7 protein-coding genes are annotated in these 13,176 nt (G+C 69.3%); 4 read left to right on the top strand and 3 right to left on the bottom strand.

Annotated elements, in window-relative coordinates; all coding sequences use genetic code 11:
- Nucleotides 1–92 precede the first annotated feature (92 nt).
- Nucleotides 93–2,828 (bottom strand): beta-L-arabinofuranosidase domain-containing protein, encoded by a 2,736-nt coding sequence (locus QWI33_RS17715; protein ID WP_289958474.1) that lies wholly within the window; start codon nt 2,826–2,828, stop codon nt 93–95.
- A gap of 361 nt (nt 2,829–3,189) precedes the next feature.
- Here QWI33_RS17715 and QWI33_RS17710 point away from each other — a divergent pair, with 361 nt between their 5' ends.
- The gene (locus QWI33_RS17710; protein ID WP_289958473.1) at nt 3,190–4,227 is read left to right on the top strand and encodes a LacI family DNA-binding transcriptional regulator; all 1,038 of its coding nucleotides are present in this window, start codon (nt 3,190–3,192) and stop codon (nt 4,225–4,227) included.
- Between the two features lie 24 nt (nt 4,228–4,251).
- Here QWI33_RS17710 and QWI33_RS17705 read toward each other — a convergent pair whose 3' ends face one another.
- The gene (locus tag QWI33_RS17705; RefSeq protein WP_289958472.1) at nt 4,252–6,051 is read right to left on the bottom strand and encodes an RICIN domain-containing protein; all 1,800 of its coding nucleotides are present in this window, start codon (nt 6,049–6,051) and stop codon (nt 4,252–4,254) included.
- Between the two features lie 211 nt (nt 6,052–6,262).
- Here QWI33_RS17705 and QWI33_RS17700 point away from each other — a divergent pair, with 211 nt between their 5' ends.
- Nucleotides 6,263–6,955, top strand: a complete 693-nt coding sequence (locus tag QWI33_RS17700; protein WP_289958471.1) for a hypothetical protein — start codon at nt 6,263–6,265, stop codon at nt 6,953–6,955.
- Nucleotides 6,956–7,015: 60 nt separating this feature from the next.
- Here the strand turns inward: QWI33_RS17700 and QWI33_RS17695 are convergent, their stop codons facing one another.
- The gene (locus tag QWI33_RS17695; RefSeq protein ID WP_289958470.1) at nt 7,016–8,707 is read right to left on the bottom strand and encodes a cellulase family glycosylhydrolase; all 1,692 of its coding nucleotides are present in this window, start codon (nt 8,705–8,707) and stop codon (nt 7,016–7,018) included.
- A 432-nt stretch (nt 8,708–9,139) separates the two neighbouring features.
- Between QWI33_RS17695 and QWI33_RS17690 the strand changes: the two genes are divergently transcribed.
- Together QWI33_RS17690 and QWI33_RS17685 are read left to right on the top strand one after the other, a co-directional pair.
- Complete coding sequence (locus QWI33_RS17690; RefSeq protein WP_289958469.1) at nt 9,140–11,203, top strand: glycoside hydrolase family 36 protein; 2,064 nt, start codon at nt 9,140–9,142, stop codon at nt 11,201–11,203.
- A 232-nt stretch (nt 11,204–11,435) separates the two neighbouring features.
- Nucleotides 11,436–13,127 carry a type 2 periplasmic-binding domain-containing protein gene (locus tag QWI33_RS17685; RefSeq protein WP_289958468.1) on the top strand — a complete coding sequence of 564 codons (1,692 nt, stop codon included), beginning with the start codon at nt 11,436–11,438 and terminating at the stop codon, nt 13,125–13,127.
- Nucleotides 13,128–13,176 lie beyond the last annotated feature (49 nt).

Here is a 13,176-nt window from a genome sequence, read left to right as displayed (position 1 = left end):
CACCCCCCCCCCCGGGGGGGGGCCGCGGGGGGGGGGGGGGGGCCCCCCGGGGGGGGGGGGGGCGGGCGGGGGGCCCGCCCCCGCCGCGGGGGTTAGACGAACCGCCAGAGGTGGTCGGCGGCGCCGGTGTCGTCCCAGGTGACGACCTGGGCGCCTTGGGTCTTCGAGGCGTTCTGGACGCCGAGGACCTTGCCGCCGTTGGCGCACTGGATGCGGAACGCGCCGCCGGAGCCGTAGCGCAGGCGCCAGCGGTGGTCGCTCGTGCCGTTGTCGTCCCATTGCAGGACGCGCGCGCCCGCTGCGGTGGAGGCGTTCTCGACGCCGAGGACCTTGCCGCTGTTGCCGTTGCGCAGCTTGAAGTAGCCGCCGGTGTCGAGCACGGCGGTCCAGAAGTGGTCGGCGGTGCCGGTGCTCCCCCACTGGACGGCGAGGCCGCCGTTGGCGGTGGACATGTTCTGGATGCCGATCACCATGCCGCTGTTGACGTTCTGGATGCGGCGGGCTCCGTCGGGGACGAACCGCCAGAGGTTGTCGGCGGTCCCGTTGTCGGGATCCTGCACGGCCTGGCCGCCGGCGGCGGTGGCGGCGTTGAGGATCGCCAGGAGCTTCCCGGTGTGGGCGTTGCGGATCTTGTGGCGGCCATCGCCGGTGTCGACGAGGGTCCAGAGGTGGTCGGCGGTGCCGCTGTCGTTCCACTGGACGATGCGCGCGTTGTCGGCGGTCGACATGTCCTGCACGCCCAGCACCAGGCCGGAGTTGCGGTTGCGCAGTTTCACGGTCGCGCCGGAGGCCACCACTTCCCATTTGTGGTCGGCGGTGCCGGTGTCGTTCCACTGCAACGCGAAACCGCCTGCGGCCGTTGACATGTCCTGCACGCCGAGGACCAGGTTCGAGTTGGCGTTGTAGAGCTTGAACGCGGGCGCGCCGGTCGACCCGCCTTCGCCGGAGGCGTTCCAGTAGACGGTGTAGTTGTGGCCGTGGGCGTCGAAGAACGGGCCGAGGTTCACGGTGGCGCCGTCGGCGGTGGCCCTGAACGCGAGCGCGGAGGTGCTGGTCCGCTCGATCGAGTCCGGGTCGAGGGAGGGCAGCGTGCCGAGGGCGGTGCTCCCGTAGTTGCCGGAGAGGACCGTGGGGCCGAAGACGACCGCTGCGACGTTCTCGTCGTCGTTGGCCGCCTGCATCTTCACGCTCATCGGGAGCTTGACGGTGACCACGTCGCCGGAGGCCCATGTGCGGGTCAGCACCGCGTAGGTGCCCGGGGTCGCGGTGACGGCCTGGGCCTGGCCGTTGACGCTGATGACCGCGCCCTGGGTCCAGGCGGGGATGCGCAGTCGCATCGTCCAGGACCCGCTCGCGGCGCCGGTGACGGTGAGCGTGCTCGTGTCGCTCACGGGGTACGACGTGGACTGCACGACGGTGATGCCGCGTTCGGTCCAGTTCAGGCGCGAGGGCGTGTAGAGGTTGACGTACAGGGTCGTGTCGGCCTTGAAGTACACCGAGTCCATGAGCTTGGTGAACGTCTCGAGGCCCGTGCCCTGGCAGCACCAGAACGAGTTGTAGTCGGTGCTCCAGGTGCCGCCGCCCCAGGCCGGGCCGACGCCGCGGCGCCCGCCCGGGTTCAGGGGCGTGAAGTAGGTGATGTGCCCGTGCGGGTCGGCCGGGTTCTGCCAGCCGATGAGGTGGTTGAGCAGCGCCCGCTCGTAGTAGTCGAAGTAGGCGGCGTTGTTCGGGTCGAGGAGCCACAGCTCGCGGGTGAGGCGGAGCATGTTGTAGGTGTTGCAGCCTTCGCACGTGTCGGTGTCGAGGTACCCGGCGATGGCGTTCGGGGCGCGGAAGTGCTCGGCCTCGCTGTTGCCGCCGATCACGTAGGTGTGGGCGCCGACCACGATGTTCCAGAAGTTCCGGGCGATGTCGCGGTAGCGGGTCGTGCCGGTGGCCTTGTACTCGCGGGCCGCCCCGATCACCTTGGGCACCTGGGTGTTGGCGTGAAGGCCGTTCAACCGGTCCTGGTTGCTCGCGAGCGGGTCGAAGACCGCCGCGTGGTCGAACCGCTTCGCGGCGGTGAGCCAGCGCTCGGTGCCCGTCTGCTGGTAGAGGTCGGCGAGGACGGTGTTCATGCCGCCGAACTCGACGCGCAGCACGTTCTGCATCTGCGTCGTGGAGAGCCGCGCGGTGCGGGCGTCGACCCATCCCGCGAGGCCCAGGAGCACGTCGCGGGCCTGGGTGGAGCCCATGAGCCGCCACACGTCGAGGAGTCCGGCGAGGGTCTTGTGGATGACGTAGTACAGGACGTCGCCCTTGGTGCCGTTCTCGAGGGCGTCGAAGTTGGACTCGGGGAACCCGCTGAGGTACCCGGCGGCGAATCCGGCGGCGGCGTTGTTGGCCTGGCACTTGGCGAGTTCGGCGACCATGGTGTTCGCCTTGTCGCGGCAGGTCGTGTCGCCGAGCACGGCCCATCCTTGCGCCCACGCGGTGAGGAAGTGGCCTTGCATGTGGGTGCGGAAGGGGAAGTCGGGGGCGTCCCAGCCGCCGTTCGGGGCCGCGCCCCCCGTGGACAGCCGGTGGGTGGCGCGGAAGTTGTAGAGCAGCCGGTTGACGTCGATGAACCGCAGGTACGCGAGGGTGCGGTTCTGGTTGTCGAGCCAGCGGCCCGCGTTCAGGGTGACCTGGCCGAGGGGGAATTCGAAGGCGGCGGCGCCGATGTCGGGCCGGGCCGGCGCGAGTGCGGCCTGCGCGTGGCCGCCGCCGACGCCGGGGGCGGCGGTGGCCACGGCTGCGACGCCGGCGGCCTGGATCAGCCGGCGGCGGCTGAGGGGTGCGGTTGACATGAGGCGTACCTCCAAAAGGGAAATGTTACCGAGAACTTACGTTAGCAGAAATCGACATATATAAATGCGATGGTCAATCCGTCCGACGGGGCGGGGCGGCCGGTTCGGTATCGCTCGGAAGCACCGGCCGCCCCATGGGGAATCAGGCGTTGGCATCGTGGGAGATGTCGGCGAGGACGGCGTCGGCGCCGCAGGTGGAGCCGACCGAGGTGGGGGTGGTACCGGGTCTCGGTCGAACCGAAGCTTTCGATTGATAGATCGAAACTTCGAAATATAAGTTATCGGTAACCATCAATGGATGTCAAGCCTCGGAACGCGCTCGACCCGGCGTTGTCGGTGCCACCGCAGCTAGAATCCACGCATGACCTCCTCCCCCGACTCCCCCGCTGCGCCACCAGGCGAGCCGTTCACCATCGCGCAGCTCGCCGCACGGGCCGGCGTCTCCGTCGCCACCGTCTCCAAGGTCGTGAACGGGCGCATCGACGTCGCCCCCGAGACCCGCGAGCTCGTCGAGACGCTCATCCGCCGGTACGGCTACCGCCGCCAGAAGCGCCCCTCACGCCCCGCGCCGCTCATCGAGGTCCTCTTCCACGAGGTGCGCGGGCTGTACCCGGTCGAGGTCGTCAACGGCGTGAGCGCAGTCGCGCGCGCGAACGGCCTGGGCGTCGTCGTCTCCGAGCTCGGCGGCAGCCACGTCCCCGGCCGCGGCTGGGTCGAGGACGTGCTGGCCCGCCGCCCGGTGGGCGTCATCCCCGTCTTCTGCGGGGTCACCGCGGAGCAGCGGGAGCGCCTGCGCACCAGGGACATCGCGATAGTCGCCGTCGACCCCACCGGGGAGCCCGGCCACGACGACCCCTCGGTGGGCACCAGCAACTGGAACGGCGGCCTGGAGGCCACGCGGCACCTGCTCGAACTCGGGCACCGCCGCATCGCCGTCATCACCGGCCCCGAACGGGTGCTCGCGGGCCGGGCCCGGCTGGACGGGTTCCGCGCCGCGATGGACCTGGCCGGCGTTCCGGTGGACCCCGAGCTGGTGTGCATCGGCGACTTCCAGATCGAGGACGGCCGCGACCACGCCAAGACCCTGCTGCGCCTCCCGGACCCGCCCACGGCGATCTTCGCGTGCAACGACGGCTCGGCGCTCGGCGTCTACCACGCCGCGGCCGAGCTCGGCGTGCGCGTGCCGCACGACCTCAGCGTGGTCGGCTTCGACGACCTGCCGATGGCCACGTGGATGATTCCGCCGCTCACCTCGGTGCGCCAGCCGCTGCACGACATGGCGGCCACGGCGGCGGCGATGCTCCTGGACCTCGCGGCGGGCCGCACGCCGCCCAATCGGCGCGTGGAGATCGCCACCGAACTGCTCCTGCGCTCAAGCACCGCTCCGCCCGCCCGCTGAACCGCGGGCGGGCGGAGCGTGGACTCAGCCTAGGGTCCACCGCTGGTTGGGCTGGCCGTGGCAGGTCCACAGCACCGCCTGGGTGCCGTTCGCCGTGGCCGCGCCGTTGACGTCGAGGCACAGGCCCGAGAGCGCGTTCCTCACGGTGCCGTCGGCTTGCATCGTCCAGCGCTGGTTCGCGCCGCCGTGGCAGGACCAGATGATCACGGCCGTGCCCGCGGTCGTCTGGTTCCCGTACGCGTCGAGGCAGCGCCGCGTCCCTCCGCTGTAGACGGAGAGTTCGCCGCCGGTGCTCAGCGTCCACTGCTGGTTGGCGCCGGTGTGGCAGTCCCAGATCTGGACGCGGGTGCCGTTGGTCGTCGCCGAGTTCGGCACGTCCATGCAGCGTCCGGACGCGGCCGAGCGGAGCTGGCCGGCGTCCTCGCCGCCGCCCCCGGTCGCCGGGGTGAGGTAGACGGAGTACGCGTCGTTGCCGTTCTGGATGTTGAACGGGATCGTGATCGAACCGCTCGCGGTGCTCACGTCCTGGTTGTACACGACCTGCGGCGCGCTCAGCGCCCCCTCGGGCATGCGGTTGACGGTGACGTGGACGTTCCCGCCCTCGGTCAGCCACGGCACCGACGCCAGACCGTTGAAGGTGACCGAGGTGGCCCCGGTGGCGCCGTTGATGTTGCCCAGGACCGCGACCGCCCGGCGCGCGGCCTCGTCCTTCGACGCCGAGATCGCGGTGCCGTTGACCTGGCCGGAGGTCTGCAGGAGCGTTCCGGTCATGTCCGCATAGGACTTCATCGCCCACCAGTTGCCCGTCGGGCCCCAGGTGCCGTTGACCTGCGTCAGCAGCCCGGTCAGGTTCGGGGTGAGGCAGCAGACCCAGTTGCCGCGCATCGCGTTGTCGTAGTCGGACTGCGCGAACCGGGCCAGGTACCAGGCGGTGACGTTGGCGGTCTGCATGTTCTGCGGCTGGTACTCGTTGGCGGAGAGCGGAAGCGCCGGGATGCCGTTGGCGGCCAGCGCTGCGAGCGTGGAGTCGCCCACCCGCACCGGGTCGTCGACGTTGCCGAGGGTGTGGTTGGCGATCATGTCCGGCAGGGTCCCGGCGGCCTTCACGTGCGAGAGGAAGGTCTGCCACTGCTCGGGGCGGCGGTCGGGCGTGTACGCGAAGGAGGGGCCGACGATCTCGGCGTCGGGGTCGACGCGCTGGATGGTGCGGACGGCGGTGTCCCACATCTGGAAGTACTGGGGGCTGTTGACCCCGCGCGTCCAGAAGATGTCGATGTCCGGCTCGTTCCAGATGTCGTAGGCGATCGGCAGTCCGGTGTCGCGCAGCTGCCCGACGACGGTCTCGAGGAAGGTCACCCAGTTCGAGCAGTTGCCGTTGTCGCAGGGGTACATGGTGTTCGCGCCCTGGCCGCCGTACGCGCCGTACATGTCGCTGAGGATGGCCTGGTACTGGGCGTTGTAGGGGGCGGCGGTGAAGCGCCGCGCCTGGGAGGTGATCGAGGCGAGGATGGTCTGGGTGGCCTGGCCGTTGCGGTACCCGTCCTCGATCCAGCCGCGGGTCATGTGGCCGCCCGCGCGGTAGGCGTTCATGCGCAGGGGTTCCAGGAGCGACGCGGGCGGCTGGGAGCCGTCCGCGTTGATGCCGTAGAGGAAGCCGAGTCCGACGCCCTCGGACGGGCCGGCGTTGGAGGCGAGGTTCACGGTGAGCCCGGTCTGCGCTTGCGCCGCTTGGGGCGCGAGCAGTTGGGCGGACAGGACCATCAGGAAGGCTATGAGGAGCGCGGCGACGCCGCGACCTCGTGATGTGAGCGCTCTCAGTCTCATGCGAACTCCAGGTTCGGGTTTTCTGACGGGTCGGGGGGCCGGGGCCGGGATGCGCCGCGGCTGCGGGAGGCGCCGGGGTCGGCGCACACCGCATGTCTCGAAACGTTCGACATTGAGGACGAATGTTTCGTTCTCCCCACCATAGACAGTTGTCGATATCCGGTCAACCCGGAGCGCTCGCCGTGTCGGAGGTGCCGGATAGGCTCCGGCCATGCCGAACTCCTCGTACCTCTGCACCGCCGACCGGGACTCCCTGTACCCCTCGACCACGGTGGCGGGCTTCGCACCCGATACCGGCGTCGTCGCCTACGACGCCCGCTGCGTGCCGCTGCTGTGGCTCGCCCTCTTCCGCCCGGCGGACATCAGGACGCAGACCATCGTGATCGAGGCCGACCCGGACGCCTACGTCGCCGAGTGGGACCCGAAGACCGGCGACTTCGTCGAAGTGCCGGGCGGCAAGGAGGGCGACGTGGTCGAGGCCGTCGCGCCACTGGTCGCCAAGGACCGCGCGCTCACCCAGCTCGACGCCGCCCTGCCCGCGCTGAACCGGCTCTTCGCCGCCGAAGGGCCCCTTGACGACCACGCCGCGATGCTTAGGCAGGCCGTGGCGACCGCGCCGGGCCGGTTCATCACGATCGAGCTCGATGAGATCGAAGGCCTGTGGGAGGAGGGCACCTTCCAGCCGGCGGTCCGCCGCGCACTGACCGGCATGGAGGAGGTCCGCGACCCGGATGCCGAGCGCGCCGACCTCATCGAGATCGCGCAGCTGCGGGCCGGGCGCCCGTTCCCGGCGGCCCGCATGCTCCTGGGCGAGCACGAGCCCGTGGACGACGACTACTGGAACCTCTCCCGCCTCCTCGGCACGTGTTTCAGCGCCGCCGTGCCCTGGGAGCCGAAGGCCTGAACGCGAAGCGGGGCGCAGTCCGTGAAGGACTGCGCCCCTTGGCATTACGAGGTGCGGTTGCTAAGCGACCGCGCCGGTGACGGTCTCGCCGTTGCGGACCACGGTGTACTCGATCGTCTGGCCGCTCCAGAAGTGGAGGGTCAGGAAGACCTGCTCGCCGTCCTTGAGGCTGTCCAGGTACCGCTTGGTCAGCAGGATGGTCCCGTTCTCGTAGTCGGGCCTGAAGTCGTCCCAGAATTCCGGGAACGTGGCCCAGTTGTGGTAGCCGGCCCCGCTGCCGTCCGCGTAGACGGACTCCATGGTGGACATCTGGTCGCCGTTGAACGCCGTGGGGATCGTCAACGACGCGTTGGTGCCCGTGGCGTCCTCGACCGAGGGGTCCTCGGAGTTGATGACGTTGAGCTTCCAGGGCATGCCTTCGGAGAAGAAGATCTTCAGCTGCGCGCTGGAGCCGACCTCGCGGTCGCCGAGGATGCGCTTCAGGACCTTCGCCTTGATCGTCAAGGTCGTGCCGCTCAGCGAGTAGTCCTTGCCGGCTTTCAACGTAGTGGTCCCGAACTTCACCCTGTCGAACTCAAGACCGTTGAGGTTCAAGGTGATCGACTTGTCGGTGATCTTGTCCGAGGCGTCGACGAACAGCAGGTCCGAGGCGGCGGTACCCGAGCGGGTGGTCCAGGCCGTGGAGATGTAGTCGAACTGCTCCTGGTCGCGCCACTCGCGCTTGAAGCGGTCGAAGTGCGTGCCGTTGTCCCACCACATGGTCGTGATGCCGGAGGTGCGGGCCAGGTAGCCGAAGTGCTCGAAGAACTTCAGGACCTCGCCGCGCTCGACCTTGCGGTCGTAGTTGTCGAGCAGGCTGTACTCGCCGATGATGACCGGGATGCCCTTGGAGGTGAAGGTGTCGACATGGGCCTGGAAGGTCGCTTCGAGCATGTCCTGCACCTCCTCGTTGTACGAGGGGTACCCGGCGACGTTGACGCTGAAGGGCCAGAAGCTGTAGTTGTGCGTGGTCGCGGCCAGCATCGGGTCGTCCAGCGCCTCGATCTCGGCGGCGAGCGCGTCCAAGTGGACCTGGTCTGCCGAGGTGTGGAGCGTCTCCAGGACCAGGAGGCGGTCGGCGTTGCCACCGCCGGAACCGCGCACGATCGCGTGGAACGAGCTGTTCAACTCGGCCATGAGCTCGTGGTCGAGATCGTTCCCCGGGGTCAGGGCCTCATCGAAGCCCACCTCGTTGAGGGGCTCGAACGCCAGTTCCTGCGGGTAGTCCTCGAAGGTGTCCGCGATCTGGACCCAGGTGGCGTCGAACTGGGCCTTGACCTGGTCGTGCTGCTCGGGGTCGGCCAGCTTCGTGATCCACTGCCACGAGTCGTGGTGCGTGTTGATCATGACGTAGAGGTCGGCGGCGAGGGCGCGGTCGACGGCCTGCTTGACGCGGGCCATGACGGCGGGGTCGATGGTGTAGTCGGGCGCGGGGCCGGTGTGGTTGCCCCAGCTGACGGGGATGCGGACCGAGTTGAAGCCCTCGGCGGCGATGTCGTCGAAGAAGGTGTCGTCGACCCGCGGGTTGCCCCAGGCGGTCTCGTCGGCGCCGGGGCTGCAGCACATGGCGTCGAAGGAGTTGCCGAGGTTCCAGCCCGGCTGCATGGCCGCGACGATCTCCTCGGCGGTCTGGGGCTCAGCGTCCTGCGCCTGCGATGCGGCCGGGACGGCCAGCATGGAGAGCGCGATCGGGGCTGCCAGGAGCAGCCTCATTGCCTTGCGTATCAACGGAGTTTCCCCTTTCGGCGCACCCTGGGACGGTCCGCGAGCGCGGAGGGGTGCGATGGGCGTGATGCCGGCTCTTCCGCGGACGGGTGACCGCGGGGAGAGATATGGAAAGACTGCTATACCTCACTGGCCGCTGTCAATGTTCGGTCACCCGTTGAAACTAAATTGTCCAAGCCGTGACCTTGCCACTCGGCCAGGGCGAGCGAATAGGTCATATCTATCTTGGCAATCGCGTACCACATCACCGTGGAAATGACCGTTTGATGATGAAATAGCGATATTTCATCCCACTACCGTCTGCAACTTCTGGAAGATTCATCGGCTTTTTTCCGGTGCAGGCCCTTGTACACGGCCGAGCGCCCGGATAGCTTGATTCGTTGACGCATCCATGTATCTCTATCCAGAGTGGAGCCCGCAGTGCCTCCGACCGCCTCGCGCCGCCCCGACGAGCAACCGGCCTTCGAGTGGGCCGCGCCGGGCCTGCACCTCGGTTTCGACCACGCCGACGACCGCCCGGTGCGGCTCGTGCGCCTCGCGACCGGACCCGATGCGCCTTCGGCCGCTGCACCCTGGGCGATCGTGGACGTCTACACCCCCGGCGAGCACCGCGCCCGCAACAACCAGACCCTTCTGCACTCGGGGGCCGGGCAGCGGCTGCGCTACGCCGGGCGCGAATCGCTCGACGGCGAACTGCGGATCACCCAGCACGACCACGAGACCGGCCTCGAGGTGACCAGCGTGTTCCGGGCCGCCGGACCGGGCCTCCAGATCCGGCACACGGTGCGCAACGGGTCCGAGCGCGAACTCGTGCTGCTCTCGGTGAGCTCGGCGGTCGTGGCCGTGCCCGACACGGGCGGGCAGGAACTGCTGTGGGGCGAGAGCGAGTGGCTGGCCGAGGGGCGCTGGCACCAGCGCCCGCTGCACGACCTGCTGCCCGACACCCACCCGGAGCTCCACGGCGGCCAGTACTCGCGCGGCCTGTTCTCGCTGACCAGCCACGGCAGCTGGTCGAGCGGTACGTTCCTGCCGACCGGTGTCCTGGCGAACGCCGACGGCCCCTCGCTGGCATGGCAGGTCGAGACCAGCGCCGGATGGCACTGGGAGACGGCGCTGACCGGCGGGACGGTGACCGTGGGCGTGCACGGCGCGACCGACATGCACCACCAGTTCGCCGCGCGCCTGGCGCCGGGCGAGGCGTTCACCTCGGTGCCCGCCGGCGTCTGCATCGCCGACGGCGGCAGGGACGCGGCCTTCGCGGCCCTCACCGGCTACCGGCGTGCGATCCGTGAGGTGCGCCCGGTCGACGCGCGACTGCCGGTGGTCTACAACGACTTCATGAACACGCTCATGGGCTGGCCGACCACGGAGCGGCTGCTGCCGCTCATCGAGTCGGCGGGCGAGGCGGGCGCGGAGTACTTCTGCATCGACGCCGGCTGGTTCGCCGCCCTGGAGGGCAACTGGTGGACCAACGCCGGCGAGTGGCTCGAGGCGCCCGAGCGGTTCACGGGCGGGCTGCTGTCGGTCATCGACGCCATCCGCGCCAACGGCATGCGGCCCGGGTTGTGGCTGGAGCCGGAGGCGGTGGGCGTCGAGTCGCCGATGGCGAAGCGGCTGCCGGACGAGGCGTTCTTCCAGCGGTTCGGCGAGCGCGTCAGCGAGGCCGGGCACTTCCAGCTCGACCTGCGGCACCCGGCGGCGCGGGCGCATCTGGACGAGACGGTCGACCGGCTCGTGGACGAGTTCGGGATCGGGTTCTTCAAGCTCGACTACAACACGAACACGGGGCTGGGGACCGATGTGGACGCCGCGGGTCCGGGGGCCGGGCTCCTGGGGCACACCCTGGCGTACACGGACTGGCTGCGCGACGCGCAGGAGCGCCACCCGGGCCTGCTGTTCGAGAACTGCGGTTCGGGCGCGATGCGCATGGACTACAACCTCCTCTCCGTGGTGCACCTGCAGTCCACGAGCGACCAGCAGGAGTTCCGGTCGTATGCGCCGATCGCCGCCGCCGCCCCCGCGAGCGTGCTCCCCGAGCAGGCCGGCAACTGGGCGTATCCGGCCGCGTCGATGAGCCTGGAGGAGACGGCGTTCGCGATGACGGCGGGCGTCGTCGGGCGGATCTACCTGTCCGGGTTCCTGAACGAGCTGAGCGCGGAGCAGTCGGCGCTGGTGCGCGAGGCCGTCATGCTCCACAAGGACTGGCGCCACCGCATCGCCGAGGCGGTGCCGACGTGGCCGCTCGGGCTGCCGCGCTGGGAGGACGAGGTCGTGGCGCTGCAGCTCGACGCGGGCCCGCAGTCGCTGCTGGCGGTGTGGTCGCGGGGCGGGGCCGCCGAGATCGCGCTGCCGGAGCTGGAGGGGCGGACCGTGGCGCAGGTGTACCCGGCCGCGCTGCCGCAGTGGACGATCCGCACCGGCGACGGCGCGCCGGTGCTCGAAGTGCCCGCCGGGCCGGCCGCCCGGATCTTCGCGATTCAGTGAGCAATGATCCGATGACTCGTGGCGAACTTCTAGCACGAGGGAGAGAAATGCCAGCGTTTGCCGCATAACGGCTTCGCATCGATCCCGTATGACTACGGAATCATCTGATCTTTAGATTGCTTGAGGTCTTGCCTAACCTGCTCCACCTGGCTTACTTTTGTTTGAAGGCATATCCAAATTTAGATCCCTTGCTGTCTTCATCCCTCATGGCAGCGCGAATGAAAGGCCTACGATGCCCGACTCCTCCTCCGCACCGATGCGGCGCCGCTCCCTCTTCAAGGTCGCCGGTCTCGGCGCCGTCGGCGCTGCGGGACTCCCCTTCGCCGCCGCCTGCTCCGACATCAAGACCGGCGAAGGCTCCACCCAGGCGACCGAGGGCTTCGACTTCCTGCCCGAGTACAAGGAATGGCCGCTCCCGGCCGAGCCCGACCTGATCGGCGACCCGCCGAACCACCCCTCCGCGTTCACCTCGTACCCCGAGCCGGTCGAGGCCATCACCGAGGTGCCCTCGAACAGCGGCACCTACGAGATCACCGTCCCGTTCTGGGGCGAGGCCCCCTCGAACGACGACCCCTACTTCGCGGCGCTGCGCGACGCCTGGGGCGGCACGACCATCAACCTGCGCCAGGCCGACGGCAACACGTACGCCGACACCTCGGTCCAGTGGCTCAACGCCAACGAGTACGGCGACGGCATGCTGCTCTTCAGCTGGATGCTCGGCTCCCACACGAACTTCCCCGAGACCGTGGTCAACACCTTCTACGACCTGACCGACATCCTCAAGGGCGACATCTCCGGGCGCTGGCCGCTCCTGGCCGGCCTGCCGACCCAGTCCTGGGCGCAGTCGGTCTGGTCCACGGACGCGAGCGACCCCGAGACCGCGCGCCTCTACGGCATCCCCGCCACCTTCAGCGGCGGCCCGGGCAACGCCCTGTTCACCCGCGTCGACCTCATGGAGGCCGCGGGCATCGCGATGCCGACCACGGTCGAGGAGCTGCTCGAGGCCTGCCGGAAGTGGTCGGACGACGCCAACGGCAAGTGGGCCTTCGGCGCCGTCGATTGGATCCTCCCGCAGCTCTTCGGCCTCGTCGGCGACGAGGGCTGGTCCTGGGACGAGGAGCAGGGCAAGCTCGTCAACGACTGCGAGAAGCCCGAGTTCACCGAGCTGCTGGAGTTCCGCCGCACCCTGTGGGACGAGAAGCTCATCCACCCGGACGCGCCCACCGGCACGCTGGACAACGGGGCGATGCAGATCGCCGGGACCACGCTGTTCTCCCAGGAGAACCCGGTCCGCTGGTACGAGTACGCGGCCAAGGTCAAGGACGGCACCGCCACGGGCGCGATCGCCCCCGTGCCGCCGATCGGCGCGAAGGGCCGCAAGCCCACGCTCAAGGCCGGCACCTCCGTCGACGGCTGGACCTTCCTGAACAAGGACCTCTCCAGGGAGCAGGTCGAGGAGCTCCTCGACGTCGCCAACTGGTGCTCCGCACCGTTCGGCACCAAGGAGAACGAGCTTCTGGAGTACGGCGTCGAAGGCGAGCACTTCGAGTACGACGCCACCGGCAACCCGGTCCACACCGAGCACGGCCAGAAGGTCGTCCTGGCCCCGGTCAACCTCAAGCAGTACTCCGGCAAGGTCCAGCGGTTCCTCACCGGCATCCCCGAGGTCGTCCAGGCGCACTTCGAGTTCAACGCCTCGTGCCAGGAGTTCATCGTGCCGAGCATCTTCGAGGGCGTGCGCATCGAGGCCCCGGCGGCGGCCAAGTCGGCCTCGCAGACCTTCAACGACCAGCAGAACGACATCGCCTACGGCCGCGCCGACCTCTCCACCATCCCCGACATCGTCGCCACCTTCATGGCGAACGGCGGCGAAGAGGCCCGCGGCTTCTACACCGACATCTACAAGAGCCTCAACGAGCAGTGACGGGCACCGGGCCGCCCGCAGCGCGGGCGGCCCGGCCGCTCACACCCGC

The sequence above is a fragment of the Glycomyces tritici genome (genome assembly GCF_030403505.1).
Note: the sequence above shows the minus strand (reverse complement) of the source record. Positions and strands in the feature narration are given on the sequence as shown.